The sequence below is a fragment of the Mesorhizobium marinum genome (genome assembly GCF_040813675.1).
GTDB classification, from domain to species: Bacteria; Pseudomonadota; Alphaproteobacteria; order Rhizobiales; family Rhizobiaceae; genus Mesorhizobium_K; species Mesorhizobium_K marinum.
In genome coordinates, this window is record NZ_JBFOCI010000002.1 from 727970 (window position 1) to 753555 (window position 25586).

The 25586-nt window shown below is 65.0% G+C and carries 24 protein-coding genes; 7 read left to right on the forward strand and 17 right to left on the reverse strand.

Features of this window, described 5'->3' with window-relative positions; all coding sequences use genetic code 11:
* The first annotated feature begins 30 nt into the window (after positions 1-30).
* Both ABUE31_RS09105 and ABUE31_RS09110 read left to right on the forward strand, forming a co-directional pair.
* Entirely contained in the window at positions 31-1515 is a 1485-nt protein-coding gene (locus tag ABUE31_RS09105; RefSeq protein WP_367723211.1) for a carboxypeptidase M32, read from the forward strand.
* 88 nt (positions 1516-1603) lie between these two features.
* On the forward strand, positions 1604-2698 hold the full coding sequence (locus tag ABUE31_RS09110) for an NADH:flavin oxidoreductase/NADH oxidase (RefSeq protein ID WP_367723212.1): 1095 nt from the start codon (positions 1604-1606) through the stop codon (positions 2696-2698).
* Positions 2699-2717: 19 nt separating this feature from the next.
* On the opposite strand, the gene ABUE31_RS09115 is transcribed toward ABUE31_RS09110, so the two are convergent.
* The 7 genes from ABUE31_RS09115 to ABUE31_RS09145 all read right to left on the reverse strand — a co-directional run bounded on the left by ABUE31_RS09115 (position 2718) and on the right by ABUE31_RS09145 (position 9475).
* Positions 2718-3797 carry an ABC transporter ATP-binding protein gene (locus ABUE31_RS09115; RefSeq protein ID WP_367723213.1) on the reverse strand — a complete coding sequence of 360 codons (1080 nt, stop codon included), beginning with the start codon at positions 3795-3797 and terminating at the stop codon, positions 2718-2720.
* A 44-nt stretch (positions 3798-3841) separates the two neighbouring features.
* On the reverse strand, positions 3842-4945 hold the full coding sequence (locus tag ABUE31_RS09120; RefSeq protein ID WP_367723214.1) for an ABC transporter ATP-binding protein: 1104 nt from the start codon (positions 4943-4945) through the stop codon (positions 3842-3844).
* The gene (locus tag ABUE31_RS09125; protein ID WP_367723215.1) at positions 4942-5187 is read right to left on the reverse strand and encodes a hypothetical protein; all 246 of its coding nucleotides are present in this window, start codon (positions 5185-5187) and stop codon (positions 4942-4944) included. Before ABUE31_RS09125 ends, ABUE31_RS09120 begins: the two co-directional genes overlap by 4 nt.
* Entirely contained in the window at positions 5184-6143 is a 960-nt protein-coding gene (locus tag ABUE31_RS09130; protein WP_367723216.1) for a carbohydrate ABC transporter permease, read from the reverse strand. The genes ABUE31_RS09125 and ABUE31_RS09130 overlap by 4 nt, the downstream gene beginning before the upstream one ends.
* A gap of 1 nt (position 6144) precedes the next feature.
* A complete protein-coding gene (locus tag ABUE31_RS09135) occupies positions 6145-7050 on the reverse strand; it encodes a carbohydrate ABC transporter permease (protein ID WP_367723217.1) in 906 nt (301 codons plus the stop codon).
* A gap of 92 nt (positions 7051-7142) precedes the next feature.
* A complete protein-coding gene (locus ABUE31_RS09140; RefSeq protein ID WP_367723218.1) occupies positions 7143-8453 on the reverse strand; it encodes an ABC transporter substrate-binding protein in 1311 nt (436 codons plus the stop codon).
* A gap of 368 nt (positions 8454-8821) precedes the next feature.
* A complete protein-coding gene (locus tag ABUE31_RS09145; RefSeq protein ID WP_367723608.1) occupies positions 8822-9475 on the reverse strand; it encodes a TetR/AcrR family transcriptional regulator in 654 nt (217 codons plus the stop codon).
* Positions 9476-9575: 100 nt separating this feature from the next.
* Here ABUE31_RS09145 and ABUE31_RS09150 point away from each other — a divergent pair, with 100 nt between their 5' ends.
* The 4 genes from ABUE31_RS09150 (at position 9576) to ABUE31_RS09165 (ending at position 13083) form a co-directional block, all read left to right on the forward strand.
* Positions 9576-10769 carry a Tm-1-like ATP-binding domain-containing protein gene (locus ABUE31_RS09150; RefSeq protein WP_367723219.1) on the forward strand — a complete coding sequence of 398 codons (1194 nt, stop codon included), beginning with the start codon at positions 9576-9578 and terminating at the stop codon, positions 10767-10769.
* 44 nt (positions 10770-10813) lie between these two features.
* On the forward strand, positions 10814-11659 hold the full coding sequence (locus ABUE31_RS09155) for a phosphoenolpyruvate hydrolase family protein (RefSeq protein ID WP_367723220.1): 846 nt from the start codon (positions 10814-10816) through the stop codon (positions 11657-11659).
* Between the two features lie 17 nt (positions 11660-11676).
* Positions 11677-12093, forward strand: coding sequence for a cupin domain-containing protein (locus ABUE31_RS09160; RefSeq protein WP_367723221.1), 417 nt, complete (start codon positions 11677-11679; stop codon positions 12091-12093).
* A 96-nt stretch (positions 12094-12189) separates the two neighbouring features.
* Complete coding sequence (locus ABUE31_RS09165) at positions 12190-13083, forward strand: DMT family transporter (RefSeq protein ID WP_367723222.1); 894 nt, start codon at positions 12190-12192, stop codon at positions 13081-13083.
* Here ABUE31_RS09165 and ABUE31_RS09170 read toward each other — a convergent pair whose 3' ends face one another.
* The 6 genes from ABUE31_RS09170 to ABUE31_RS09195 all read right to left on the reverse strand — a co-directional run bounded on the left by ABUE31_RS09170 (position 13084) and on the right by ABUE31_RS09195 (position 19927).
* On the reverse strand, positions 13084-14289 hold the full coding sequence (locus ABUE31_RS09170; protein ID WP_367723223.1) for a M24 family metallopeptidase: 1206 nt from the start codon (positions 14287-14289) through the stop codon (positions 13084-13086).
* Positions 14290-14419: 130 nt separating this feature from the next.
* Positions 14420-15457 carry a histone deacetylase family protein gene (locus ABUE31_RS09175; protein ID WP_367723224.1) on the reverse strand — a complete coding sequence of 346 codons (1038 nt, stop codon included), beginning with the start codon at positions 15455-15457 and terminating at the stop codon, positions 14420-14422.
* Complete coding sequence (locus ABUE31_RS09180) at positions 15454-15969, reverse strand: GNAT family N-acetyltransferase (RefSeq protein ID WP_367723225.1); 516 nt, start codon at positions 15967-15969, stop codon at positions 15454-15456. Before ABUE31_RS09180 ends, ABUE31_RS09175 begins: the two co-directional genes overlap by 4 nt.
* 13 nt (positions 15970-15982) lie before the next feature.
* Positions 15983-16912 carry a 3,5-dioxohexanoate:acetyl-CoA acetone transferase gene (kce, locus tag ABUE31_RS09185; RefSeq protein WP_367723226.1) on the reverse strand — a complete coding sequence of 310 codons (930 nt, stop codon included), beginning with the start codon at positions 16910-16912 and terminating at the stop codon, positions 15983-15985.
* Positions 16913-16920: 8 nt separating this feature from the next.
* Positions 16921-18270, reverse strand: coding sequence for an aminotransferase family protein (locus tag ABUE31_RS09190; RefSeq protein WP_367723227.1), 1350 nt, complete (start codon positions 18268-18270; stop codon positions 16921-16923).
* 7 nt (positions 18271-18277) lie between these two features.
* Positions 18278-19927, reverse strand: coding sequence for a N,N-dimethylformamidase beta subunit family domain-containing protein (locus ABUE31_RS09195; RefSeq protein ID WP_367723228.1), 1650 nt, complete (start codon positions 19925-19927; stop codon positions 18278-18280).
* A gap of 197 nt (positions 19928-20124) precedes the next feature.
* Between ABUE31_RS09195 and holA the strand changes: the two genes are divergently transcribed.
* Complete coding sequence (gene holA / locus ABUE31_RS09200; protein ID WP_367723229.1) at positions 20125-21171, forward strand: DNA polymerase III subunit delta; 1047 nt, start codon at positions 20125-20127, stop codon at positions 21169-21171.
* Between the two features lie 32 nt (positions 21172-21203).
* On the opposite strand, the gene ABUE31_RS09205 is transcribed toward holA, so the two are convergent.
* Genes ABUE31_RS09205 through mnmG form a run of 4 tightly spaced genes read right to left on the reverse strand, consistent with a single transcriptional unit; the run spans position 21204 to position 25472 of the window.
* Positions 21204-22088: a ParB/RepB/Spo0J family partition protein gene (locus ABUE31_RS09205; RefSeq protein WP_367723230.1), complete on the reverse strand. Its 885-nt coding sequence runs from the start codon at positions 22086-22088 to the stop codon at positions 21204-21206.
* A 35-nt stretch (positions 22089-22123) separates the two neighbouring features.
* Positions 22124-22921 (reverse strand): ParA family protein, encoded by a 798-nt coding sequence (locus ABUE31_RS09210; protein ID WP_367723231.1) that lies wholly within the window; start codon positions 22919-22921, stop codon positions 22124-22126.
* 47 nt (positions 22922-22968) lie between these two features.
* Entirely contained in the window at positions 22969-23604 is a 636-nt protein-coding gene (gene rsmG / locus ABUE31_RS09215; RefSeq protein WP_367723232.1) for a 16S rRNA (guanine(527)-N(7))-methyltransferase RsmG, read from the reverse strand.
* Positions 23601-25472, reverse strand: a complete 1872-nt coding sequence (gene mnmG / locus ABUE31_RS09220; protein ID WP_367723233.1) for a tRNA uridine-5-carboxymethylaminomethyl(34) synthesis enzyme MnmG — start codon at positions 25470-25472, stop codon at positions 23601-23603. The genes rsmG and mnmG overlap by 4 nt, the downstream gene beginning before the upstream one ends.
* Positions 25473-25586 lie beyond the last annotated feature (114 nt).

A 25586-nucleotide genomic window follows, 5' to 3' on the forward strand; every position in this document is an offset into this window, starting at 1 on the left:
AGTGCTTTGCTTGCAAGGGAGCCCGTCACCATGTCCTTCCAGAAACTCGACGAACTCGGCCGCAAACTCGAAGCGCTGGAGCATGCGCTGGCGATCCTCGGCGCCGACGAGGCGACGCATATGGCGGTGGGTGGTGGCGAAAAACGCGCCGAGGCGATGGCCGCGCTTGCCGGCATGCTCCACCGCCAGGCGACCGCGCCCGAAATCGGCGACTGGATCGAGGCCGCCGATGCCGAGGACCTGAACGAGGACCAGCAGGCGGCTCTGCGCGAATTCCGTCGGCATTACGCCAACCTCACCTGTCTGCCGGCCGAATTCGTCGAGCGCCAGACGACGGCGCGCATGCGTTCCGAGCAGTTGTGGCGGAGCTTGCGCGAAAAGAACGACTGGGCGGGCTTCCTGCCGTCGCTCGAAAACGTCGTCGCGCTGGTGCGCGAAGAGGCGGCGATGCGCGCCGACAGGCTGGGGCTCGACCCCTACGACGCGCTGATGGAGCAGTATGACCCCGGCAACCGCGCAGCAGACATCACGCCGGTCTTTGCCGAGTTGAAGACGTTCCTGAGGGATTTCGTCCCCGAAGCTCTCGCCGCGCAGGAAGAACGCATGGCCGAGCGTCCGCTCAAGCCGCTGTCCGGCACCTATTCGATCGAGCGCCAGCGCGAACTCGGCCTCGCGCTGATGACGGCGGTCGGTTTCGACCTGACGCACGGCAGCCTGTCGGTGTCGCACCACCCATTCTGCGGCGGCGTGCCGACGGATGTGCGCATCACCACCCGCTACCGAACGGGCGAGTTCCTGTCCGCGCTGATGGGCGTGCTGCACGAAACCGGCCACGCCCTCTACGAACAGAACCTGCCCGCCGAATGGGCGCACTGGCCGCTCGGCAAGGCGCGCGGCATGGCGGTGCACGAGAGCCAGAGCCTCTTCGTCGAGAAACAGATCGGCCGCAATCCAGCCTTCTGGGCCTGGGCGCTGCCGATGGTCGAGAAACACCTCGGCGAGGTCTGGTCCATCGACGACATCCTGCCGCATGTGCACCATGTCGGGCGCGGCCTGATCCGCGTCGACGCCGACGAGGTGACCTATCCGCTGCATGTCATCCTGCGCTACGAGCTGGAGGAGGAACTCGTTTCGGGACGGCTCGACGTGGCCGACATCCCTGAAGCCTGGGACGCCCGGATGCGCGACTATCTCGGCCTGTCCACCGCGGGCAATTTTGCCGACGGGCCGATGCAGGATGTGCACTGGCCGGCCGGCGCCTTCGGCTATTTCCCGTCCTACACGCTCGGCGCCATGATGGCCGCGCAGCAATGGGCGGCGCTGAAGCGCGAGTACCCGGCCGTCGACGACGAACTGGCGAAAGGCAGGTTCGAAACCATCAACGCATGGCGCCGGGAAAAGATCTGGGCGCGAGGCTCGCGCTGGTCGACGCCCGAACTGATGGAGCGCGCGACCGGCGAGAAGCTGACAGCGCGCTATTTCACCGAACATCTGAGGCAGCGCTACGGCGCTTGACCGGCGGGCGTTGCCCGAACCACCGGCCAGGTGTTGCGCGGCGGCCGCGGCCGTCTAACTATAGGCAGGCCTCTCCCAGGAGTTCTTCATGACGGATCATCTCTTCTCGCCGATCGATGTCGGCGGCCTCGAAATTCCCAACCGCATCGCCATTGCGCCGATGTGCCAGTATTCCGCCGACGACGGCTCGGCGTCCGACTGGCACCTGCAGCAGTGGATGACATACGCGCTGTCGGGCGCCGGCATGGTGACGATGGAGATGACTGACGTCGAGCGCCGCGGGCGCATTTCGCACGGCTGCCTCGGCCTCTATTCCGACCACAATGAAGCCGCGGCGAAGCGCATGCTGGACGCGGCGAGGCGCGTGGCCCTGCCCGGCACGAAGTTCGGCACGCAGCTTGCGCATGCCGGCCGCAAGGCCTCGTGCCAGCGGCCGTGGGAAGGCGGCGGGCCGCTGAAGCCGGGCCAGGACCCATGGCAGACCGTGTCGGCCTCGGCGCTGCCTTTCGCCGACGGCTGGCATACGCCGCATGCGCTGGCCGAGGACGAGATCGAGGCGCTGATCGGACGTTTCGTCGCCGCCGCCCACCGCGCCGAGCGCGCCGGCTTCGACTTCATCGAACTGCATTCCGCGCATGGTTATCTGCTGCACCAGTTCATCTCGCCGCTTTCCAACCATCGCAACGACAAGTGGGGCGGCGCCTTCGAGAACCGCGTGCGGCTGGCCGTCGAGATCGCCCGCGCGGTGAGGAAGGCCGTGCCCGCGCTCATGCTCGGCGCGCGCATCTCGGTGACGGACTGGGTCGAGGGCGGGCTTCCGGTCGAGGAGGGCGTCGAGGTCGCCCGTGCGCTGGCGGACGCCGGCGTATCCTACATCTGCTGCTCGAGCGGCGGAAACTCGCCCCTGCAGAAAATCCCCTCGGGGCCGGGCTATCAGGTTCATCTTGCCGAGGCGGTCAGAAAGGCGGTCGGCGTACCGGTGCGTGCGGTCGGCATGATCGACGACGCGAGGCAGGCCGAGGCGATCATAGCGGACGGGCGAGCCGACATGGTCGCGATCGCCAGGGCGCTGCTCGCCGACCCGCGCTGGCCCTGGCGCGCGGCGGCAACGCTCGGCCATGAGGTCAGGACCGCGCCGCAACTCGCTCGCGCCGCTCATCTGCACAAGCACTGGGTGGCTTGAGCGACGCGCCTGCCGCAAGCTATCCGGCGTGCCTGAGATTCTGGCCGCTCTTCTGGTCGAACAGCACCACCTTGTCGGGGTTCCAGGAGAAGGAGACGGTCTCGTCGATCTTCAGGTTGGTGCGGGCCGGCACCGTGGCGTGAAGCGTCGCGTTGCCGACGCTCAGGGTGAGTATCTTCTCCACGCCGTGGTTCTCCACGTCGTGGACGCGCGCCTCAGCAGGCGCGCCCTGCTCGACGACGATGTCTTCGGGGCGGATGCCGAAGGTGAGTGCGCGCCCATCGGTCGAAGCCGCGGCGGCGCCTGAATAGGGCAGCTCGACATTGATCGGCGCCATCACCGCGCGGCCCGACACCAGCTTGCCGTCGATCAGGTTCATCGGCGGCGAGCCGACGGCGCGGGCGACGAAGGTGTTCTTGGGATTGGCGTAGATGTCGCCCGGCGTGCCGGTCTGCACCAGCTGGCCGCGGTTGAGCACGCCGATCTTGTCGCCCATCGACATCGCCTCGATCTGGTCGTGCGTGACGAACAGGAAGGTCTGGCCGAGATTCATCTGGATGTTCTTGAGCTCGGTGCGCAGCGCCTCGCGCAGCTTGGCATCGAGCGCCGACAGCGGCTCGTCCATGAGAAATACGCGCGGCTTCCTGACGATCGCGCGGCCGATCGAGACGCGCTGCATCTCGCCGCCAGACAGCTTGTCCGTCTTGCGCTCCAGAAGATGCTCGATGCGCAGCGTCTTGGCCACCCGCGTGACGCGTTCGGCGATCTCGGCGTCGGGCACCCTGCGCAGCCTGGACTTGAGCGGAAATTCGAGGTTCTGGCGCACGGTGTAGCGCGGGTAGAGCGAGTATTGCTGCAGCACCAGCGCGACATCGCGCTCCGCTGCGCCCCAGTCGGCAACATCGATGCCGTCTATGAAGACCTGGCCTTCGGTCGGCTTCTCAAGCCCGGCTATGATCCGGAGCGTCGTCGTCTTGCCCGCGCCGGTCTCGCCGAGCAGGACGAAGAACTCGCCGTCGGCGATGTCGAGGTCGAGATGCCGCAGCGCGGTGTGGCCGCCGAATTTCTTGCTGACGTTCTTGAGCTGGATGTGAGCCATGAATCAGAAGGTCCCGAAAGGCCGAAAGACGTATTGACGGCGCATCACAGCCTGACCCCCAGGCTCTGGCCGCTCGCCGTATCGAAGAAATGCGCCTGGCTCGGATCGAGGCGGGCGAACACGCGGTCGCCGGCCTTGGCAACGAAACCGGAGCGGGTGCGGGCGCGCAGCATCTGTTCGCCGAACTGCAGGTCGACGATGTCGTAGGAGCCGAGCGGCTCGATGATGTGGGCCTCAGCCGGCAGGAATCCGTCGGCCTCTTCATGTGCGACGAGGACGCCTTCAGGGCGAATGCCGAGCGACAGCTTCCGGCCTGCGCTGCCGTTAAGCTTGCCGAGCAGTTCGCGCGGGAACGCAAAGCCTTCCGGCGCGCCGTCGACCGTCACCCGGGCGGCGCCGCTGTCCTCGGCGATGGTGGCCCCGGCGACGTTCATCACCGGACTGCCGACGAACTGCGCCACGAACAGATTTTCCGGGTGCTGGTAGACATCCTCGGGACTGCCGACCTGCTGCAGCACGCCTTCGTGCATGATGACGATGCGGTCGGCCAGGCTCATCGCCTCGATCTGGTCGTGCGTGACGTAGATCGTCGTGGATCCCTGCTTCAGGTGCAGGCGCTTGATCTCGGCGCGCATCTCCTCGCGCAGCTTGGCGTCGAGCGCGCCGATCGGCTCGTCCATCAGCATCGCCTTGGGCCGCCTGACCAGCGCACGGCCGATTGCGACGCGCTGCATGTCGCCGCCCGACAGCGCCGAGGGCTTGCGCTCGAGGAGGTCGGTGATGCGCAGCACCTTGGCGACCTCGCGCACCGCCTTGTCGATGTCGGCCCGGTTCATGCCGGTGGCCCGCAGCGGAAAGGCGATGTTTTCGTAGACGTTCATGTGCGGGTAGAGCGAGAACGACTGGAACACCATGGCGATGTCGCGGTCGGCTGCCTTCAGATGCTGCACGGCCTTGCCGTCGATCAGCACGTCGCCGTCGTCGATCGTCTCCAGCCCGGCGATGGCGCGCAGCGTCGTCGTCTTGCCGCAGCCCGACTGGCCGAGCAGGACGATGAACTCGTTGTCCTCGATCTTGAGGTTCAGGTCACGGATGACCTGGACCGCGCCAAAGAACTTCTGGACGCCACGAAGCTCGATCTGGGTCATGCATGCCCTCCAGGCTGGCGGCCGTCGTGATGGTCGGAGACGTCGAACACGCCGTCCATCTCTTCTTCCCGCTCGGCCGCCGGCTTGCCGAACCAGTTGGTGCACAGGAAGGTGACGAGGCCGACGAGGATGATGGTGACGCCGTAGCGGTGCAGGAAGAGGTTCCACGGCTGGCAGAGCGCGACGATGCCGAGCACCATCACGATCTCGGCGATCCTCTGCAGTCTTGCGCTGTCGATCATTTGCGGATCGCTCCGAAGCTCATGCCGCGCAGCAGGTGGTTGCGAAGCAGGAAGGTGAAGATCGCGACCGGCAGCAGGAACAGGAACGTTCCAGCGGCAATCACCGTCCAGTCGGGCAGGCCGGAACCCACCTGGCTCGGGATGAACGGCGGCGCAGTCTGCGCGCGCCGGTTGGTCATGATCAAGGCGAAGGCGTATTCGTTCCACGCCGTGATGAAGCAGAACACGGCGGTCGCCGCGATGCCCGTCGCGGCTTCCGGCAGCACCACCTTGAAGAAGGCCTGCATGCGCGTGTAGCCGTCGACCAGCGCCGCCTCCTCGTACTCCTTGGGGATCTCGTCGATGAATCCCTTCATCAGCCAGACCGAGAAGGACAGGTTGAACGCGGTGTAGAGGATGATGAGGCCCCAATGCGTGTCGTTGAGGCCGACCGCGCGGTACATCAGGAACATCGGGATCGCCACAACGACGGGCGGCAGCATTCTGGTCGACAGGATGAAGAACAGGAGGTCGGCCTCGCCCTTAACCCTGAAGCGCGAGAACCCGTAGGCCGTGATGGTGCCCATCGAGACCGCCAGCACCGTCGAGGTGATCGCGACGATGAGCGAGTTCATGAAGCGGTTCGGATAGCCGGAGGGCTGGACTTCGCCCTTGCCGTCGCGCACCACCTTCTCGCCGCCGTCGAACACGATGCGTTCCCACCACGGCGCCGCGGCGTACTCCTCCGGGCTCGGCTGTTCCCTGAGCTGCGAGCGCTTGGTGAACAGCTTGACGAAGGGCGACACCTCCGGCGTGAACAGGACCGTCGGCGGGATCGTCGTCGACAGGTTGCGCGGCTTGAAGGAGGTCGACACGATCCAGTAGATCGGCGCCAGGAAGATCAGCGTGATGACCAGAACTGCGGCGATGGCCACGCGGTTCGCCGCGATCTCGCCGGTGGTCCGAACCTGGGCCATCTCAGCGCTCCTTCACCTTGTTGAGGTATTTCACGTAGATGTTGGTGATCGCCAGGATCATGATCAGCACGATGTAGGCGAGCGCGCAGGATCGGCCGGTCTGCCACTCCTGGAACGCCATCTTGTAGAGCCGGATCGAGATCACCTCGGTGGTCGGCTGGCTGGTCAGGATGTAGGCCAGGTCGAAGGTCTTGAACGCCTCCATGGTGCGGAAGATGATGGCGATCATCAGGATCGGCGCGACCAGCGGCAGGGTGATGCGGAAAAATGTGTAGAGCGTGCCGGCGCGATCGATCGCCGCGGCCTCGTAGAGGTGCTTCGGCACCGCCGACAGTCCGGCCAGCGACAGCAGCATCACGAAGGGTGACCACATCCATATGTCGGTAATCGCCACCGCGTAGAGCGCCATGTCGGGGTTGGACAGCCATTCGAAGCTGCCCAGTCCGAGCGCGTAGTTGATGACGCCGAACGACGGGTCGTAGAGCAGCTTCCAGAACAGGCCGACCACCGCCATCGACAGCATCATCGGCAGGAGGAGCAGCGTCGTGATAAGCCCCTTCAGGGGAATGTCGCGATTGAGCAGAAGCGCCACGCCGAAGCCGACGATCACCTGCCCGACCACCGAAACGATCACGTACTTCGCGGTGATGGCGAAATTCGACCAGATGAAGGGGTCGTTGAGCAGTTCGCGGTAGTTCTGCAGCCCGACGAAATTCGCCGGCGCCGGCGACGAGGCGCGGAAGTCGGTGAACGAATAGCCGAGCGAGTAGAGCAGCGGGAAGATGTTGAAGACGATCAGGAAAAGGATCGTCGGTATGATGAAGAGATTGCGGATCGCGATGTCGCTCATGCCGCGCCGCGCCGCGCGCGACTTCGGATCCAGCGTTGTCATGACTGCGGTGGCCAAGCGCCTGGTCCTTCTTCCCTGTCCTCGAGACGAGACGTTCGCAAAAACAAACGGAGGGGGCGGGGGCGCCCCCTCCGGATTTCAGGCCGCGCTCACTTCACGCGGTTGTACTTCTTGAACGTCGCGTTCCAGTCGCCGGCCAGTGCGTCTAGCACTTCCTTGGCGGTGCCCTGGTCGCCCGTGACATACGGATAGACCCGCTGGTTCATGGCGATCAGCAGTTCCGCATATTCCGGCGTCGCCCAGAAGTCCTTCACCTTGAACATGGTGTCGTAGAAGGCCTTGTTGTACGGCGTCGCGTTCTGGAACTCGGCGCTCTCGAGGACCGCCTTGTTGCAGGTGTAGCCGCCGAGTTCGGCCCACTTCTTCTGGGTCTCGTCCTTGATGAACCACTCGAGGAACTTGAAGGCTTCTTCCTTGTTCTCCGAATAGTTGACGATCGAGATGCCCTGGCCGCCCAGCGCCGCGTACTGGTCGCCGTTCGGACCGGCCGGGTTGGCGAAGAAGCCGGTGTTCTTGGCGTTCGGGTTCGACGCTTCGTTGACCAGCGCCGGGAAGAACGCGAAGTAGTTCATGCTCATCGCCGCCAGGTTCTCGGTGATCGCCTGGTTGTCCTCGATGAAGAAGGCCTTCGCCCAGCCCGGAGGCGTGAAGCCGTAGAGTTCCTTGTAGAGCTCCAGCGCCTTCACGTTCTGGTCGGAGTTGATGATGCCGTCGACCTTGTAGGTGGCGTAGTCGCCGAGCTCGCCGCCATAGGAGAAGATGGCGTTCTCGACGCCCATGACGAGCGCGTCATAGGAGTTGTCGGTGTAGATGGCGATGCCGTAGCGCTTCTCGTCCGGACGGTGGAAGAACTCGGCGATGTCGCGCAGCTGCTTGAAGTCGGCCGGCGGCGCGAGGTCGTAGCCGTACTTGGCCTTGAAAGCCTCCATCTCCTTGGGGTCCTCGAACCAGTCCTTGCGGTAGGACCAGCCAACGGCGTCGCCCTCTGCCGGCACCGACCAGTACTTGCCGGAGTTCGCGGGATACTCGGCGTAGTATTTCACCGTCGCCGCGGCCATCGTCTCGGCCAGCTTGTGCTGGTTGAAGAAGTCGGTCAGGTCCACATAGTGGCCGGCTTCCGAGGCGGCGCCGATCCACTGCGAATCGCCGACGACCATGTCGTAGGCGGAGCCCTTCGCGTTGAACTCCGTGAACGCCTTGGTCTGGAAGTCCGACCACGGCGTCGTCTCGACCGTGACCTTGACCCCGGTCTCGGCCTCGTAGACGTTCGCCAGCTCCTGCAGGTAGTTCGCCGGATCCCATTCCGCCCAGAAAATCGTCAGTTCTTGCGACATCGCCGGCACGCTGGCCGCGAACGTCAGCGATACGCCGGCAAGCAAGCCGGCCAGTTTGCTACGCATGTTGACCTTCCTCCCTTGGAAACCGTTCGCCACAGGCGGACGGCAAATCGACCACTCTGTCGTTCCTCGTTCCATGCCGCCCCGACGGCGTCCGGTTCCCTCCCTGGCCGCGCCGAAACGGTTCGGGCACCCTGCTCCCTTTGGGCACCACGTCCTCATCTGGTATTACCAATTACGGAGTTCCGTCAAGCGCTTTCTTGGTCGGACGGTTGTCTCGGCCGATCACAACTGCGGGTGAAAAGCACTTCAAATTCAGAATGTTCTGAGAAAATCGCGAAAAACGCCCTGCGATTCTGCATCGCCGATCTGTCGCCTAGAACAGTCCGGTCGCAAAATCTGGTCGAACCAGATATGGTTCGTTGCGCGCTTTAGCTTGATGCCGTGCGTTCGGCTTCCTCCTGCCGGGCGGCCCGGACAAGCGCCTTGGCCGCCCATTGAGCCACAGATTGCGTTTCTTGACCATCCAGTCCCCAGATATCCTTGAGAACCGTCAGGAGCTCGACGCCGAAGACGAGCGACAGCGCCTGCGCCAGCCGATCGAACCGGTCGGGCGATAGCTCTCCCCTGAGCGGCTCCAGCGCATCGACCAGCAGGTCGATGCGGTGCCCCCGCTTGAACGCAGGTTCTTCCCCGAGCGTACCGGCGCGGCCGCGCGCAAACTGCTCCAGGGACAGTCTGAGAGCGGCCTTGAACGTGGCTTCGAAGGCGTCGATCCGCGGCAGTCCGACTTCCATCAGCTCCGTGACGCGACGGGCCGGGTCCGGCGATGATGACGACCATGTCAGGATCGGACCCAGCGCCTGGTCGACCACCGCGCTGATCAGCGCCGCCTGGCTCGGAAAGTAGCGATATGCGGTGGCCCTCGACACGCCGGCTGCTTCCGCGACATCGCTTACCGACGGCGTGGCGCCCTCCTGCATGAGGCGGATCGCGGTGCCGAGCATCAGCCGGCCAGTGCGGGCCCGCGGCCCTGTCTTCGCCGTCGAGGCTTCCGAGGTGTGCAATTGACGTGAGACGAGCATGTCAATACGATACGCGCGTCTCAAAATGGATGCAAGCGCATCGATGCCGCGCGACCGGCGGCATGCGGCCAGGCCCGGCAAGAGGCCCGGAGAGGAAACCGTGAAGCGCATTCACGTCGTCGGCACTGCCGACACCAAGGGTGAGGAACTGGCCTACCTGGCCGATCGCATCGCCGCTGCCGGCGGCGCTCCGCTGATCGTCGATGTCGGCACCGGCGCCCCCTCTATTTCCCCCGACGTGCCGTCCGCCGAGGTGGCAAGGCACGGGCCGGCAGGGACCGCCGAGGCGCTTGCCTCGGGCGATCGCGGGCGCGCGGTGGCGGCGATGGCGGCCTCCTTTGCCGGCTTCGCCGCTGCCCGCACCGACATCGCCGCGGTGATCGGCATCGGCGGCGGCGGCGGCACTTCAATCGTCACCGCGGGCATGCGCGAACTGCCTCTCGGCCTGCCGAAGATCATGGTTTCGACGCTGGCCTCCGGCGACGTCGCCCCCTATGTCGGCGTCTCGGACATCGTGATGATGCCTTCGATAACCGATATGGCCGGGCTTAACCGCATCAGCCGCGTCATCCTGGCCAATGCGGCCGCGGCCATCTGCGCCATGGCGGCGCGCCCGCAGGATGCGGTCGACGGCAAGCCGGCTATCGGACTGACGATGTTCGGCGTGACCACGCCCTGCGTGACCGCAATCGTCGAGCGCCTGAAAGCCTCCCACGACTGCCTCGTCTTCCACGCCACGGGCACCGGCGGGCGAACGATGGAGAAGCTTGCCGATTCCGGCCTCTTGTCCGGCATCATCGACATCACCACGACCGAGGTCTGCGACCTGCTCTTCGGCGGCGTTCTTCCGGCCGGCGAGGATCGCCTGGACGCAGTCGCCCGCACCCGGCTGCCCTATGTCGGTTCCGTCGGAGCGCTCGACATGGTGAACTTCTGGGCGCCGGACACGGTCCCCGAACGATACCGCGGGCGCCTCTTCTACAACCATAACGCCAACGTCACGCTGATGCGCACGACCGCCGAGGAGTGCCACGCCATCGGCGCGTGGATCGGCAGGAAACTGAATGCCTGCGAGGGGCAGGTCCGCTTCCTGATCCCGGAAAGCGGCGTGTCGGCGCTCGATGTCGAAGGCGGTCCATTCCGCGACGAAGCTGCCGACGCGGCGCTGTTCACGTCCCTCGAGGCAAACGTCCGCCAGACGCCGGAGCGGCGCATCGAGCGGCTGCCTCTGCACATCAACGACCCGCGCTTCTCGGAGGCCGCGGTGGCGGCGTTCCGGTCGATCGCGCGGTGACCGTCTCCACGCGCTTCGCTGAACCCGCCTCGAGGAAACACCAAATGCCCGCCATCCCACGCACGAAAATACTGCAGAGGTTCCGTGAAATGATTGCGCGCGGCCAACCGATCGTCGGCGGTGGCGCGGGCACCGGACTGTCGGCCAAGGCCGAGGAAGCCGGCGGCATCGACCTCATCATCATCTACAATTCGGGCCGCTACCGCATGGCCGGTCGCGGCTCCGCCGCCGGCCTGCTCGCCTACGGCAACGCCAACGAAATCGTCAAGGAGATGGCCTACGAGGTCCTGCCGGTCGTGAAGCACACGCCCGTGCTGGCCGGCGTCAACGGCACCGATCCCTTCGTCATCATGCCGCGCCTGCTTGCCGAGCTCAAGGAAATGGGGTTTTCGGGCGTACAGAACTTTCCGACAATCGGCCTGTTCGATGGCTCAATGCGCCAGAGCTTCGAGGAAACCGGCATGGGCTATTCGCTCGAGGTGGACATGATCGCCGAGGCGCACAGGCTCGACCTCCTGACCACGCCCTATGTGTTCAACCCGGATGAGGCGCGCGCCATGACCGAGGCCGGCGCCGACCTCATCGTTGCCCATATGGGCGTGACCACCGGTGGCTCGATCGGCGCCACCAGCGCCAAGTCGCTCGATGACTGCGTCGGCGAGATCGACGCCATCGCCGAGGCGGCTCGGGCGGTGCGCGGCGACGTCATCGTGCTCTGCCACGGTGGCCCCATTTCGATGCCGGACGACGCGCGCTTCATCCTCGAGCGATGCCCCGGCCTGCATGGCTTCTACGGCGCAAGCTCGATGGAGCGGCTGCCGGCCGAGGCGGCGATCCGCGACCAGACGGCGAGCTTCAAGGCGCTGCCGATCCGCAAACGCAATTCTTGAAACCGGGAGATGCCGCAATGAGCGATCCGAACAAGATGTTCGTCTACCCCAAGGATGTCGACGCTTTCGGCTTCGACTGGGGCCGGCTGGCGCTGACGGTCGCGCCTGAGGTCAACGGCGCGGCGCGCTTTTCGGGCGGCGTGGTCGACCTGCCGCCCGGCCAGGGCCATGCGCGTCACAACCATCCGGGCGCGGAGGAGATCATCTTCGTGATCTCCGGCCACGGCGAACAGATGGTCGAGGACGACCAGGGCAATCCGGTCACCCGGAAGGTCGGGCCGGGGTGCACGGTTTTCGTCCCCGAGAGTCGCTTCCATTCGACGCTCAACACCGGGCCCGGCCCGATGCAGCTCTTCGTCGTCTACTCGCCGGCCGGCCCCGAACTCGCGTTGCGGGACCTGCCCGACTTCAGGGTGATCCCGGCCGGAAACTGAGGCCTTCGCAGGCGCGAAAAGAACAGGCGCGGCAGGCGGTGACGGTGTAGACTGGAAGAATCACCGCCATCCCGGCGGCCCCTTCCGAGACCCCCCGTGAACAATGGTATCCTGCTGGCACTCCTTGCCTATGCCGTCTACTCGTGGAGCGACGCGGCGATCAAGGCGCTGGGGGGAGGGCTCAGCGTCTTCGAGATTGGTTTCTTCCTGACGCTGGTCGCCTCCGTCTGCATCATCGTCACGACGCCAAAGGAAGAGAGCTGGCTCCACTTCTGGCGCATGAAACGGCCGCTGGCGGTGCAGGCGCGAGCGGTTTCCGGTGCGGCGGCGAGCGTGCTCAGCGTCATCGCCTTCACGACGATCCCGCTCGCCGAAGTCTATGCGCTGATCTTCCTGGCGCCGTTCTTCGTGACGCTTTTGTCGCTCCTCGTGCTCAAGGAGCATGTGGGGCCATGGCGGTGGTTCGCCGTGATCGCCGGCTTCGTCGGCGTACTTCTGGTCGTGCAGCCGGGCGTCAGGGAGCTTGAGTTCGGCCATCTCGCCTCGGTCGTCGTGGCCATGCTTGCCGCGGCGAGCGTGATCCTCATGCGTTCGCTCTCGGCGCAGGAGACGCGTACGACGATGCTTGGCTTCCTGATGCTGTACGCCGTGCTGGTCAACGCGGTCGCAATGGCGGTGACGCGTTCCTTCACGCTTCCGACGCTCGAAGAGGCGGCGATCCTGGTCGTCGCCGGCGTCTTTTCGGCGGCCGGCAACATCTTGATCCTCAGGGCGACGCGCTTCGCACCGGCCAACCAGCTTGCCTCGACGCATTACTCGCAGATCGTCTGGGCGGTCATCCTGGGCGCGCTGATCTTCAACGAGAAGCCCGACGCGCTGGCCATCGCCGGCCTGGCCATCATAGCGGGATCCGGCCTGCTCACCGTGGCGCGCGAACGGATAAGGCTCGGCACGGTGCGCTGGAACCCCTTCGGGCGGAACCGCCTGTAGCTATTGCGCGCTGCCTCCGCGGTTCCATCCCCGGCCGGTCTCTCCGAACATCTCGTAGCCCGTGGCAGTCACGGCGACGGTATCCTCGAGCTTGATGAAGCCGCGCTTGGGATGAAGCATCGTGGTCTCGACCGAGATCACCATGTTCTCCTCCAGCGGCCTGTCGGCATCGACGCCCTCGTAGGCGACCGGGTGGTTCGTCATCAGGAATGGGACTTCGTGCGAGATCAGCCCCATGCCATGGCAGAAGAAGTCGGTGAAGGCAGCCGACGGCGATGTCTTCAGAGTCGCCTCGGCTTCGATGATGACCTCCTCGCCGAGCGCCCCGGCCTTGATCTTCGAGAAGGCGGCCTGCTGGACTGCGTCGATTTCGTGCAGCAGGTCCTCGAGTTCCGCGTCGGGCTCGCCGAGGATGCCCATGCGGCAGAGGTCGCCGATATAGCCGTGGTAGTTGCCGCCGGAATCGATCGACATGACCTCGCCCTTCGCCCATGCCTGCGGCGAGGCGGCGCGGTTGTGGCTGGAGCCGAGCGTCAGCAGGCAGTATTCGAAGTGCAGCCCGCGATTGGTTTCCTCGCGGCGCAGCGTTTCGATGATGTCGGCCTTGGTCGAGCCCTCGTGCGAGGCCGCGATCGTCGCCAGCATGGATTCGGTGATCAGTTCCGACGCCTTGCGAAGCTTTGCCAGTTCGTCCGGGGTCTTGAGCCCGCGGAGGCGCTCGAAAGTGGCCGTGGCGTCGAAGACCTTGGCGTCGGGCAGCGCCTTCCTGAGCGCGATATAGGCGTCCGAGGGCAGGAAGGCGGGCTCGATGCCGATCCGCGCGTCGGTGCGGCCGATCTTGGCGAAATGCTCGGCGGCGAGCGCGGCCGCGTCGAGCGAGCCCCAGGCCGCGGCGTGAACCTCGGGCGTCCAGAACGGCCGGTTCTGGTGCTCACCCGTTTCCATCTTGTTGCCGATATAGGCCGCCCGATCCGGCCGCCCCTTCTCGTAGATCACGAGCGGCAGATAGCGGCTATGGCCGATCGCATCCATGGCGGAGAAGAAGATGAACTTGTAACCCCCGAGCAGGTACTGGACGTTGTGCTTCGAGGCGGCAACGACAAAGTCCAGGTCGGCATCGTCCATCAGCCGGTCGAGGCGGCTCTGGTCGAACGGGGTGCGGGTTTCGGCGGGTGATTCCTCGGCGTTTCCCGGAACGGCGTCCATGGCGGCTTTCCTGTGTCCCTGTACGTGCAGCTTGCGGGCCGCATCCCTTCGGCCCAATGCTGGTCCGACCAGTGTGCACCAGATCGTGCCGTCGGGTCCAGCTTTGGCTTCCCTCTCGGCTAACGGATCGTCATCCGCGGGTTCTGTGGCTGCCCCCGAACCCGGTCAGGAACGACGTCAGATTGTCGCTCATTTCATCGCAGAGGTAGCCGCCCTCCTGCACGACGACCGTCGGCAGCCGCATCGCCGCAATCGCCTCGCCGATGCGGGCGAAGCCGGGCGTGCTGACGCTGAGCCCGCCGAAAGGATCGCCTTCGAAGGCGTCGAGACCGAGCGCCACGACCAGTGCGCCGGGTGCAAAGGCCTCGATGCGGCGGATTGCGGCTGCGAGCGCTTCAAGGAAGACGTCGTCGCCGGACTTGCGCGCCAGCGGCAGGTTGAAATTGCAACCGAGCCCGGCGCCTTCGCCGCGCTCGTCGGCGTAGCCCCAGAAGAACGGGTAGAAGCGTTCGGGGTCGGCATGGATCGAAACCGTCAGCACGTCGCCGCGCCGGTAGAACACGCCCTGGGTGCCGTTGCCGTGGTGCAGGTCGATGTCAAGGATGGCGACGCGCTCGGCCGACCTGCGCAGGCGCTGCGCGGCTATGCCGGAATTGTTGAAGAAGCAGAAGCCGCCGGCAACGTCGGCGAAGGCGTGGTGCCCTGGGGGACGGCAGAGCGCATAGGCCGAAGCTGCCCCGGCTTCGACCGCCTCGGCCGCGGCAGTCGCTGTCCAGGCGCTCCAGCAGGCGCTCTCGAAAGTATGCTCCGATATCGGGCAGGACGTGTCGGCCATGTGGTAGCCGGCCTGGCCGACCGCCGACGCGGGATAGGAGCCTCCCCGGGCGATCGGGTGAATGTTCGGGATGACCTCGGCCGATGCGCCGTCGATACGCTGCCAGCGCTCGAAGATCCGCTGCAGGAAGTCGACATATTCCGGCGTATGGATCGCAGCGATCGGCTCGAGGCCGTAGCTCCCCGGACGCTCGACGGCGCAGCCGGCGGCGATCGCCCCGGCCAGCAGTCGATCGACGCGGGCAGGCACTTCCGGATTGGGTTTCGGCGCCCCGGACGACAGGAACGATCTCGGATCGTGGCGGCGCTGCTCGTCGGCAAAATAGGCTTTCATGTATTCTGTCCTACCTCATCGGTGTCGGCATCGGCCAGCTTGTCGAAATCCTCGTCGCGGGCGGCATGGATCTGTTCGTCGACCCGGTGCCGGATGCCGCAGCGCGCGTAGAAGGCCTGGGCGCGGAAATTCTGCGTATCGACTGCGAGGCGGATGTAGCATCCCCCGCGCACGCGCGTGACGGCGGCGAGCCGCCGCAGGAGCCGCTCCCCCACGCCACGCCCACGAAACGCATCGGCCACGAAAAAGTCCTGCACATAGACGCCCGGCCGGCCGATCCAGGTGGAAAAGCTCGGAAAGTAGAGGCAGCAGCCGGCAAACTGTCCGTCCGCCTCGGCGATCAGCGTCTCGAAGGCGGGCTTCTCGCCGAATCCGAAGCGCCTGATGTCGGCGACCGTACTTTTCAGCTTATGCCGTTCGTTGACCGTATCGGCGATGCCGACCAGCGACGCGAAGATGTCGTCGGCGTCGGCGTCGGTGGCGAAGCGGATGGTAACGGCTGCGTCGGTCATCGATTGCAAGGCCTCAGAAGGCCACCCTGTCGCCACCCTTCAGCGCCAGCATTTCCCGTGCCTCGGCCGGGGTCGCGACCTCGAGCGAGAGCCCGTCGAGGATCGCGCGGATGCGCCGGACCTGGTCGGCATTCGATTTCGCCAGCGCGCGGCCGTCGTAGAGCGAATCCTCGAGCCCCACGCGCACATTGCCGCCCATCGCCGCGGCCATGGACAGCATCGGCATCTGGTGCCGGCCGGCAGCGAGCACCGAGAATTCGTAGTCGGCACCGAACAGCTTGTCGGCGATGCGTTTCATGTGGGTGAGGTTTTCAGGATCGGCGCCGATGCCGCCCAGGATGCCGAACACAAACTGGATGAACAGCGGCCCCGCGACCAGGCCGCGGTCGCGGAAATGCGCCAGCGAGTAGAGGTGGCCGACGTCGTAGCATTCGAATTCGAAGCGCGTGCCGCAGCCGCGGCCGAGCTTTTCCAGAACCGTCTCCATGTCGGCGAATGTGTTCTTGAAGATCGTGTCGCGGGTCGCCTCCAGCAATTGAGGCTCCCACTCGTGCTTCCATTCCCGCGGCTTGTCGAGCATCGGAAACAGCCCGAAATTCATCGAACCCATGTTGAGCGAGCACATTTCGGGCTCGGCCCGCAGCGGCGCCGCGAGGCGCTGGTCCAGCGTCATCAGCGACGAACCGCCGGTGGTGATGTTGATCACGGCGTCGGTCGCCTGCTTGATGCGCGGCAGGAACTGCATGAACACGTCCGGATCGGCGGTCGGTCGCCCGTTCTCCGGATCGCGCGCGTGCAAATGAAGGATCGATGCCCCGGCTTCGGCAGCCGCGATCGCTTCCGCCGCGATCTGGTCTGGCGTGACCGGCAGATGCGGGCTCATCGTCGGCGTGTGGACGGAGCCGGTGACCGCGCAGGTAATGACGACTTTTCTTCGGGCCATGCGTTGCCTCAGTGATTGACCGGCAGGTTGAACTCGCGGGCGAACGCCTCGAGCGTGTCACCCAGAGTCGCAATGATCTCGCCGATTTCCGCGCGCGTAACAATGAGCGGCGGGCAGACCATGAAGTTGTCGCTCTCCGGACCGCCGCGCACCCGCCGCGAATAGATGATGAGCCCGCGCTCGAAGGCGAGGTCGATCAGCCTGACATTGGCCACCGCCTCGCGCGGCAGCGGACGTCTTGCCTCTGGATCCGCATAGATCTCCGCGCCGACGAGCAGCCCCTTGCCGCGGATGTCGCCGACAAACGGAAAGCGCCTTGATAATGCTGCGAGTTCGTCCTTGAGAACCTCGCCCATGGTCGCCGCGTTGGCGATCAGGCCGAGCCGATCGACTTCCTGCAGGACGGCGACGCCTGCCGCGCAGGAGACCGGATTGCCGCCATAGGTGTGGCCGTGCAGGAAGCCGCCCATGGCGACCACCGGGCCGACGATCGCCTCGCTGGCCGCTATAGCGCCGAGCGGCGCGTATCCCGACGACAGCCCCTTGGAAAGGACGACGATGTCGGGCCGGCAGGTCCAGTGGTCACCGCCGAGGAACTTTCCTGTGCGGCCGACGCCGGTCATCACCTCGTCATGGATGAGCAGGATGCCGTGGCGATCGCAGATCTCGCGGATGCGGGGAAAATAGCTGTCGGGCGGGACGAGCGCAGCGGTCGCGGCGCCGCCGATCGGCTCCATGATGAAGGCCAGCACGCTGTCGGCGCCTTCCTGAAGGATCTTCGCCTCCAGCATGTCCGCGTAGTGAAGTCCCCGCTCTTCCAGCGAAAGATCGTCGTGGTCGCGGTGCACCGTCGGCGCCGGGATCAGAGGCATTGGCCGGCTCATCGGCTCGAACACGCGGGTCAGCACGTCGTCGCCGGTCGGCTCCAGCGCGCCGATCGTGATGCCGTGGTAGGAGGGCATGCGGCCGATGATCTTCCAGCGTGTCGGCTGCGCGGTAGCCACCGCCCATTGCCGTGCCAGCTTGATCGCCGCCTCCACGGCCTCCGAACCACCGGACACGAAGTAGATGCGATCCATGCCGCGGGGAAGGCGCGAAGCGAGTTGATCGGCAAGTTCATTAGCCGGCTCATTCTGGAAGTGGATCGTGTAGGCGAACGAGACGCGATCCATCTGCCTCTTCATCGCGTCGATGACCGCGCGATTGCCGTGGCCGATGTTAACGTTGACTGCGCCGCTCGACCCGTCGATGTAGCGCTTTCCGCTCTTGTCCCAGAGATAGACGCCGCCCGCGCGGTCGACCACCGGGCGCGGCAGCCGCGTGAAATGGAAAAGCCGACCTGCTTCGTCCGTGCTCATCGCGTCCTCAACGATCCCTGCCGAGATAGCGGTCCAGAACGTTGGCGGTGACGCGCTCCACCATCGCGTCCCCGCGCAGCAGTCCGGCGACCCACTCGCAGGAGCCGGCGTGGAACACCTCGCCGGCGCCCTTCGGGAAGTTCACGATCATGCCGTTGGAATAACGAACCTTCTCCAGGTTCTCGTCGCTCGCGTCGCCGTAAAGCGTCTCGGCGATGAAGCGGCCGTCCTCGTCGCCGAAGAACTGGTCCTCAAGGCTGAGGAAGTCGGCTTCCTCGACCTGGCTCGCCATGCCCATCGCCAGGATCTCGAGGCCATCGGGCGCACCGCTTGTGGCGGTCGGATACGGCCTGCCGTTGCGAATCTCGTAGTCGAGGCCATCGACTTCATAGCCGTAGACATGGCTGTCGGCGCCGAGCAGGTCGCCGTAGAACAGGCCGGTGTCGGCGAATGCCCAGTGGTTAGGCCGGTAGACGGGGAAGCCCCGCACGCCGCGCGGCGCGCAGCCACCCCAGCCGGCATAGACACCCTTGGTGGAATTCAGCCCGAATGTCTGCACGCCCGGCCGGCCTACTTCCGGCGCGTCCCAGGAGTTGGTGGCGCGGGTCACGTCTCCGCCGCGGTAGTGGGGATCCTCGGCGCGCGCCCTGTATTTGTAGCAGACCTGACGCCGTCCCTCGTCTTCCAGACGCGTCTGCCACATGAAGTTGCCGGCAAAGCGTGCGGCATGACCGCCGCGTTCGACATAGTGATCGACCGCGTCGCGCATCTCCCAGGTCCAGTATTCGTCATGGCCGACAAAGACCACGCAGTCATAGCCGGCGAGAACGTCGGGCGAAAAATGCAGGTCGTGCTGGCTGGCGAGATCGATCGCGTAGCCGGCACGTTCCGCCCAACGGAAGAAATGACTGTCGTAGCTCGCCCAGCCGGACGAGGCGTACTTCTTGGAATGACCTGTTGCGTAGGCCCATTCCATGTGCGGATAGCGTGGCACCGTCCTCGGCGGCATCGAAACTTCCAGCGGCACGCGCGGGGCATCGGCGGGCAGCACAACGAAGCCGCGGCACCAGGGCCGCTCGGTCGAAACCGTTCTCGCATACTGGTTGCGGTCGGGGCCGGTAATCCCTTCATAGGCGTTCGATCCGCCCCATGTGTTGTAGGACAGCCAGGTTCCGGTCGCCGCAACCTGCAGGATGCGGCCGGATTTCCTGCCGGGCAGGGGCGCGACGATGAAGAGATGATGGCAGTTGACGGTCGAACCGTCGCGCCCTTCGGCAGAGAGCGTCACGCGGTAGGCCCCCGACGGCCACTCTTCGCCGATGGCGATGTCGCAAGTCGTTTCCCATCCGCACCCTTCGACCGAGCATTGGTCTGGCGTATCCTGCCAGCGGCAGGCGACGCCATGCCGTTCGAAGACCGGCGTTTCAGCCGCGCCGTCGCGCACGATGCGGATGGCGAAGGATTTGGCGGTTGCGCTGACCTGCAGACGGGCGATGTCGCCTGGCCGGTAGTAGAACCGGTCGGTGTAGCACCAGATTTCTCCGCGCTCGCCGTCCATGCCGGGAACCTCGTAGTAGGTCCCGCGCACGGCGAAGCGGCGCTGCTCGGGCGTCAGTCCGAAATCGGGAAAGTCGGTCTTCAAATGCTGGGTCGACATCGATGCGCTTGGTCCTGCGCCGGCGCCATGCCGGCAGGCGGCGATTGACAGCGGGAAAGCCCGGCGCGGTCAAGGGGTCCGATGGGACGTCGGCGCAGCGCGCCCGCCTGGACCTGCCGAAATGCCGGTTGGCCCAACCGGAAGGGAAGGGGCTCGGGCGGCTCGCGAAGCACGCCGTTCCGTGATAGCCACACCGCATGGCGCAGAAGAAAGCACATGAAGTCGATGCCTGGTTGAGGCGGCCCCCCGAATCCTACGCGGTCGTGCTGATCTACGGACCGGACCGCGGCCTCGTGTCGGAGCGTGCAAAGGCCTTCGCCGACCGGACGGGGCTGGGGCTCGACGATCCATTTTCGGTGGTCCGGCTGGAAGGCGGCGAGATCGACGGCAATCCCGGCCGCCTGCTGGACGAGGCGCGCACGGTGCCGATGTTTTCAGCGCGGCGACTGCTGTGGGTGCGCAACGCTTCGGGCCAGAAAGGCTTCGCCGACGTGGTGAAGGCGTTGTGCGCCGAACCGCCGCGCGACGCCGTGGTTTTGATCGAATCCGGGGATTTGAAGAAATCGGCCGGGCTGCGCACCACGGTCGAGGCCAGCCCCAACGCGATGGCGCTGCCCTGCTACGGTGACGAGGACCGTGACATCGACGCCATCATCGACGACGAACTCGGCCGAAGCGGCATCGGCATCGCCCTGGATGCGCGTCAGGCATTGCGGCGCAATCTCGGCGGTGATCGGCTGGCGAGCCGGGGGGAGATCGCCAAGTTGGCGCTTTATGCGCATGGCAAGAGCGAGATCGATCTCGACGACGTGTGCGCGCTGACCGGCGACGTGTCGGGCGTGTCCGTCGACGACGCGGTCGACGCCATGCTGGACGGCAAGGTCGACGATTTCGACACCGCCTTCACGCGCCATTCACTCGGGGGCAGCCAGGCATTCCTGGTGCTCGCCGCGGCGATCCGGCAGCTGCAGGCGCTGCATCTCATGCGAGCGGGGATGGCCGGGCGCAACGCAGCCGCGGCAGTTGCGTCTGCCCGTCCTCCTGTCTTCTTCGCACGCCGCAAGCTCGTCGAGCGTGTGCTTGAGAGATGGTCGCCGGATGCTCTGCAGAGAGGCCTGGAGCGCCTGCAGTCCGCCGTGCTCGCCACGCGTCAGCGGCCGGAGCTGTCGGTCGAGCTGGCGCGGCAGGCACTGCTGGGGCTTGCGGTCGAAGGCGCGCGTCTGGCTAGCCGCAAACGCGCGTAGCCGGCTAATATTTCGTCAAGTTTTTGATTTTATTACTGTTGCAGTCGTCGACACAAGTCGTCGAGCTGGTCGAGCGTTCTGTAGCCGATGCGAACTTCGCCGCCCTTCTCCCTGTGTGAGATGGCGACGTTGAGGCCGGTGACGTCGGAAAGGAGCTTTTCCAGCGCAAGCGTGTCGGGATCCTTGTCCGCAGGCGCCGGCGACCGCTTCGGCTTGGCGGCGTCCGGTTGCTGCGCCAGCGCCTCCGCCTGCCGGACGGAAAGGCCGCCATCGACGATCCGCCTGGCGAGCGCCGCCGGGTCCGGGGCCGTCACCAGCGTCCGCGCATGGCCGGCCGACAAGGTCCCGTCGACCAACAGGTCGCGGATCGATTCGGGCAGCTTGAGCAGGCGCAGCGTGTTGGCGACATGGCTGCGGCTCTTGCCGATGACGTTGCCGAGGTCGGCCTGCGTGTAGGCGTGCTCGTCGATCAACTGTTGGTACCCGAGCGCTTCTTCGACCGGGTTCAGGTCGGCGCGCTGGACGTTCTCGATGATCGCGAGTTCGAGTGCGGTGCGGTCGTCGACATCGCGCACCACCACCGGGATATCCGTCAGACCGGCGCGTTGCGCCGCGCGCCAGCGTCGTTCGCCGGCGATGATCTCGAACTTCCCTTCCGGGCGGCTGCGGACCAGGACGGGCTGGACGATGCCGTGATCACGAATCGAATGTGCGAGGTCGGCAAGGTCGGCCTCCGCGAAGGCGCGGCGCGGGTTTTTCGGATTTGGCGAGACGAACTCGATCGGCACGCGACCGTCGGCGACCGAACCGGCGCGTACAGCACCCTGAGTTTCCTCGCGGGCGGCCGGACGGTCCATTTCGCCAATCAGCGCCGCAAGCCCGCGTCCCAACCTCTTTTTGGAATGGTCTTCGTTCATCATGAATCCAGTTGGTTTCGAGTCCGAATCGAGGCTTACGCCGCGCGCAATAGACGTTCGCGGCGAATGACTTCTGACGCGAGTTGCAGATAGGCCTGGCTGCCCGAACATTTGAGATCGTAAAGAATGGCGGGCTTGCCGTAGGACGGCGCCTCCGAGACCCGGACATTGCGCGGAATGACAGTTTCGTAGACCTTCTCGCCCATATGCGCCCTGACGTCCTCGACGACCTGACGCGCGAAGCTGTTGCGCCCATCGAACATCGTCAGCACGATGCCCTGGATCGTCAGGTCCGGATTGATCGAATTGCGCACCTGCTCGACCGTCTCCAGCAGTTGGCTGAGTCCTTCCAGTGCGAAGAACTCGCACTGGAGCGGGACCAGCACCGAATCTGCGGCCGCCATCGAGTTCAGGGTTAGAAGGTTGAGCGAAGGCGGACAGTCCACCAGAACATAGGTGAATGGCGCGTTGCGCAGCGAGGAATCGCGGACCGCGTTGCGCAGCCGTACCACGCGGTCAGGAGACCCGGCGATCTCCATCTCGATACCCAGCAGGTCGAGCGTTGACGGAACGATCGACAAGCCCGGAACGGCCGTCTGCATTGCCGCCTCCTCGAGCGTCAACGCTCCAGTCAAGACGTCATAAGACGAAACCGAGCGCTCGCGCCGATCGATGCCCAGGCCGGTGCTCGCATTGCCCTGCGGGTCGAGGTCGACGATCAGGACGCGCTCGCCGATGGCCGCCAGCGCCGTCGCCAGGTTGATTGCGGTGGTAGTCTTGCCTACGCCGCCCTTCTGGTTGGCCAGCGTTATGATGCGAGGTCCGAGTCTCATCGTAACCCTTTGATGCATGAGGGTTTTTCAACGCTGGGGCAAACCGTCTAGCGTCGTTCGAGATTGCTGATCTCCAGAACTACGCTGTCGGGATCGACCCTGCTGGTATGTTCTACCAGATCGAACTTCCAGAGCGGAGTGCTTTCTTGGATTTCCCTGCGATAATCCCGGCCTTTGTGCAGAAGGCCCCTTGCGCCCTGGCATAACAATGGAGAGGCCAGGTCGAGCAGGGCGGGCAGTGGGGCAAGCGCTCTTGCGGTAACCACATCAGGCTGCTCCAACCTGTTGACTTCCAAGTCAATTCGACGCGCATGAATGCGCGCAGGCAGTGAGAAGCGCCCAACGGCCGTTTGCAGGAAGCCGGCCTTCTTGCGATTGCTTTCGACGAGGTCGATACTGCCAGAGCCGATACCCTTGAGCAAGAACGCCAGAACCAGGCCGGGGAACCCGCCGCCAGAACCGAGATCGAGCCATCGGCGGGCACCCGCCGCCAAAGGGAAAAGCTGCGCGCTGTCAAGGACATGGCGCCGCCAGACGTCATTCAGCGTTGAGGGCGCCGCTAGGTTTATGCGACAGGCCCACTCCAGGAACATTGTCTCGAAGGCAACGAGCTCTTCGTATGTTTCACGTGAAACGGAGCCCGCAATTTCGGCAAGCTGTTGATACTTTTGGTCTTTTGTCACGCCGCACCCTTGTGTGCGCCTTCATGCTGCCGGATATGGGCGACCATGATTGCCAAAGCGGCCGGGGTCATCCCATCGATCCGCTGCGCCTCCGCAAGCGTACGTGGCGCTCGGATCCCCAACTTGTGCTTGATCTCGTTTGAAAGGCCGGGAACGGTCGAGAAGTCCAGGCCGGCGGGTATTGCGCGCCGTTCTTCCCGGCGCATCTGCTCAGCGTCAGACTTCTGCCGATCCAGATAGACCGCATACTTTGCTTCTGTTTCGAGCCGTTCCGCCGTCTTTCCGTCGATCTCACACAATTTCGGCCAGAGGGTCGACAACGCTGCAATGTCCAGGTCTTTTACGGCCAGGAGTTCATATGCCGATCGCCGCACACCATCCTGATTAAGTTCGAATCCGCGCTTGCGCGCCTCGGCAGGCGTTATGGTCAACGACCTGGCCAGTAAACGCGCGGCCTCAAGATCGGATTCGAGCTTACGGTATCGAGTCCCACGCTCGGCTGACACGATACCCAGGCTCAAAGCCAATGGCGTCAGTCTTTCATCCGCATTGTCGGCCCTCAGCGACAGGCGGAACTCCGCCCGCGACGTGAACATGCGATAAGGTTCGGTAATTCCCCGGGTGACGAGATCGTCAACCATTACCCCGAGATAGGCTTCGGTTCGGCTGACGGTGATCGCACCCGAGTTGCCCGCGCGGGCGCCGGCATTCAAGCCGGCAAGCACACCTTGCGCTGCCGCTTCTTCGTAGCCTGTCGTTCCATTGATCTGACCCGCCAGGAAAAGTCCGCGGATACGTTTGGTTTCCAGCGTGCTTTCGAGTTCACGCGGATCGACATGGTCATACTCGATCGCATAGCCTGGCTGCAGCATGGCCGCGTGCCCGAGCCCGGGAACCGTCTTCAAGATTTCGAGTTGCACATCTTCCGGCAGGGAGGTCGAGATTCCATTGGGATAGACAGTCGGATCATCAAGGCCCTCGGGTTCCAGGAAGATCTGGTGTCCGTCTCTATCGCCGAACTTCACGATCTTGTCCTCGATCGACGGACAATAGCGCGGTCCAACGCCCTCGATCGAGCCGGAATACATGGCCGACCGGCTGAGATTGCGCCTGATGACGTCGTGCGTTGCCGAGGTCGTTCGCGTGATGCCGCATTGGATCTGAAGGTTGTCGATCCTGTCGGTCATGAGCGAGAAGGGGACGGGATTCTCGTCGGCGGCCTGCATCTCAAGCTGGGCCCAATCGATCGTTCGCCCATCAAGACGCGGCGGCGTCCCCGTCTTCAGGCGCCCGAGTTGAAACCCGGCACGGGATAGAGTCGCCGACAGCCCGGTCGACGCCTTCTCGTTGATACGGCCTGCGACGATCTTTCGTTCGCCGATGTGGATAAGTCCGCGAAGGAAGGTGCCCGTTGTAAGGACCACCGCGGCACAGCCGATCCGCCTGGCGTCGGCCAGGTTCACGGCAGCTATTCGTCCGTCCACAATATCTAGGTTCTCGACCTCGCCTTCCAGGACGTCGAGCCCATCCTGTTCTGCGACCATCTGCTGGATTGCCGCGGCATAGAGCTTGCGATCCGCTTGCGTGCGGGGGCCACGAACCGCCGGTCCCTTGCGGCGATTAAGCAGCCGGAACTGGATGCCTGCGGCATCGGCGGCACGGCCCATCAATCCGTCAAGGGCGTCGATCTCGCGAACGAGGTGACCCTTGCCGAGCCCGCCAATCGCCGGATTGCAGGACATGGCGCCAATACGGTCCGCCCTTAGTGTTACAAGCGCCGTGCGGGCGCCAGTACGGGCAGCGGCGCTGGCTGCCTCACAGCCTGCGTGACCACCCCCGATCACCACGACATCGTAGATTCCAGCCATTGACGCTTCCGATTTGTTGGCTGGACTGATGTGCGCAACGCCTTCAGGTGTCAAGCCTATGTGCCCATGAGGGTTTCACGTGAAACGCCGGTGCGCGCCAACCGGCGCCATGTT

What these genes read in the sequence shown, in the direction of transcription:
- ABUE31_RS09190 (WP_367723227.1), bottom strand. Translation starts at nt 18,270, where the DNA reads ATGAGCACGGACGAAGCAGGTCGGCTTTTCCATTTCACGCGGCTGCCG.
- ABUE31_RS09180 (WP_367723225.1), bottom strand. Translation starts at nt 15,969, where the DNA reads ATGACCGACGCAGCCGTTACCATCCGCTTCGCCACCGACGCCGACGCC.
- holA (WP_367723229.1), top strand. Translation starts at nt 20,125, where the DNA reads ATGGCGCAGAAGAAAGCACATGAAGTCGATGCCTGGTTGAGGCGGCCC.
- ABUE31_RS09170 (WP_367723223.1), bottom strand. Translation starts at nt 14,289, where the DNA reads ATGGACGCCGTTCCGGGAAACGCCGAGGAATCACCCGCCGAAACCCGC.
- ABUE31_RS09115 (WP_367723213.1), bottom strand. Translation starts at nt 3,797, where the DNA reads ATGGCTCACATCCAGCTCAAGAACGTCAGCAAGAAATTCGGCGGCCAC.
- ABUE31_RS09160 (WP_367723221.1), top strand. Translation starts at nt 11,677, where the DNA reads ATGAGCGATCCGAACAAGATGTTCGTCTACCCCAAGGATGTCGACGCT.
- ABUE31_RS09130 (WP_367723216.1), bottom strand. Translation starts at nt 6,143, where the DNA reads ATGGCCCAGGTTCGGACCACCGGCGAGATCGCGGCGAACCGCGTGGCC.
- ABUE31_RS09155 (WP_367723220.1), top strand. Translation starts at nt 10,814, where the DNA reads ATGCCCGCCATCCCACGCACGAAAATACTGCAGAGGTTCCGTGAAATG.
- ABUE31_RS09210 (WP_367723231.1), bottom strand. Translation starts at nt 22,921, where the DNA reads ATGAGACTCGGACCTCGCATCATAACGCTGGCCAACCAGAAGGGCGGC.
- ABUE31_RS09110 (WP_367723212.1), top strand. Translation starts at nt 1,604, where the DNA reads ATGACGGATCATCTCTTCTCGCCGATCGATGTCGGCGGCCTCGAAATT.
- ABUE31_RS09125 (WP_367723215.1), bottom strand. Translation starts at nt 5,187, where the DNA reads ATGATCGACAGCGCAAGACTGCAGAGGATCGCCGAGATCGTGATGGTG.
- ABUE31_RS09205 (WP_367723230.1), bottom strand. Translation starts at nt 22,088, where the DNA reads ATGAACGAAGACCATTCCAAAAAGAGGTTGGGACGCGGGCTTGCGGCG.
- ABUE31_RS09105 (WP_367723211.1), top strand. Translation starts at nt 31, where the DNA reads ATGTCCTTCCAGAAACTCGACGAACTCGGCCGCAAACTCGAAGCGCTG.
- kce (WP_367723226.1), bottom strand. Translation starts at nt 16,912, where the DNA reads ATGGCCCGAAGAAAAGTCGTCATTACCTGCGCGGTCACCGGCTCCGTC.
- ABUE31_RS09145 (WP_367723608.1), bottom strand. Translation starts at nt 9,475, where the DNA reads ATGCTCGTCTCACGTCAATTGCACACCTCGGAAGCCTCGACGGCGAAG.
- ABUE31_RS09120 (WP_367723214.1), bottom strand. Translation starts at nt 4,945, where the DNA reads ATGACCCAGATCGAGCTTCGTGGCGTCCAGAAGTTCTTTGGCGCGGTC.
- ABUE31_RS09175 (WP_367723224.1), bottom strand. Translation starts at nt 15,457, where the DNA reads ATGAAAGCCTATTTTGCCGACGAGCAGCGCCGCCACGATCCGAGATCG.
- ABUE31_RS09140 (WP_367723218.1), bottom strand. Translation starts at nt 8,453, where the DNA reads ATGCGTAGCAAACTGGCCGGCTTGCTTGCCGGCGTATCGCTGACGTTC.
- ABUE31_RS09195 (WP_367723228.1), bottom strand. Translation starts at nt 19,927, where the DNA reads ATGTCGACCCAGCATTTGAAGACCGACTTTCCCGATTTCGGACTGACG.
- mnmG (WP_367723233.1), bottom strand. Translation starts at nt 25,472, where the DNA reads ATGGCTGGAATCTACGATGTCGTGGTGATCGGGGGTGGTCACGCAGGC.